General features: G+C 75.8%; 1 protein-coding gene and 1 pseudogene. Both read left to right on the forward strand.

Going from position 1 to position 1,089, the window contains the following annotated elements:
- Positions 1-25: 25 nt before the first annotated feature.
- On the forward strand, positions 26-985 hold the full coding sequence (locus tag EHS43_RS44990) for an NAD(P)-dependent oxidoreductase (protein ID WP_037719791.1): 960 nt from the start codon (positions 26-28) through the stop codon (positions 983-985).
- A pseudogene (locus tag EHS43_RS48635) lies at positions 973-1,089 on the forward strand (phage tail protein); the annotation flags it as partial. The gene EHS43_RS44990 and the pseudogene EHS43_RS48635, both read left to right, overlap by 13 nt.

The following is a 1,089-nucleotide window of genomic DNA, read 5'->3' on the forward strand; positions in this document are numbered from 1 at the left end:
CCCCCAAGGCCCCGGGAGCAGCCCGATGAGAGTCCTGCTGATCGGAGCCAACGGCTACCTCGGCCGCTTCGTCGCCGACCGCCTGCTCGCCGACCCCGCCGTCCAGCTCACCGCCCTCGGCCGCGGTGACGACGCCGACGTGCGCTTCGACCTCGCGTCCGGCAGCCCGGGAGCCCTCACCCGCTTCCTCGACGCGGTCCACCCGGGGGTCGTCGTCAACTGCGCGGGCGCCACCCGCGGCGGCGCCCGCGAACTCACCCGCCACAACACGGTCGCCGTCGCCACCGTCTGCGAGGCCCTGCGCCGCAGCGGCTGCGGGGCCCGTCTGGTGCAGATCGGCTGCGGCGCCGAGTACGGGCCCAGCCAGCCGGGCTCCTCCACGGCCGAAGACGCGGTCCCGCGCCCCGGCGGCCCGTACGGCGTCAGCAAGCTCGCCGCCACCGAACTGGTCCTCGGCTCCGGTCTGGACGCGGTCGTCCTGCGGGTCTTCTCACCGGCCGGCCCCGGCACCCCCGCGGGCTCGCCGCTCGGCCGTCTCGCGGAGGCCATGCGCCGCGCCATGCAGTCCGGCGACGGTGAACTCAAGCTCGGCGGCCTCGGCGCCCAGCGCGACTTCGTCGACGTCCGCGATGTGGCCCGCGCCGTCCACGCGGCCTCCCTCTCCGCCGCACAGGGCGTCATCAACATCGGCTCGGGCCGAGCCGTCCGCCTCCGCGACGCCGCCGCCGTGCTGGCCCGGGTCGCTGGATACGGCGGCGCCCTCCACGAACTCGACGGTCCTCCCGGCCCGCTGAGGGCGACCATCGGGCACCCCCGCTCCGAGTCGGACCACGCGGCGCCCGTCGCGTACCCGTATCCGGACGGTTGCGGCAGCTGGCAGCAGGCCGACGTGCGCACCGCACGCGACCGGCTCGGCTGGCGCCCCCGCATCAACCTCGAAGAGTCCCTCGCCGACATCTGGATGGAGGCGGCATGCCGCATCTGACCAGCACGAAGACCGGCACGCCCAGCACCGAACTGCGCGTCGGCCTGGGGGTCCCCGGCTTCGCCCACCCTCTGGTCGCCCCCGCCGAGTGGGCGGAACTCACC

This window comes from Streptomyces sp. RP5T, assembly GCF_003933965.1.
GTDB lineage: Bacteria > Actinomycetota > Actinomycetes > Streptomycetales > Streptomycetaceae > Streptomyces.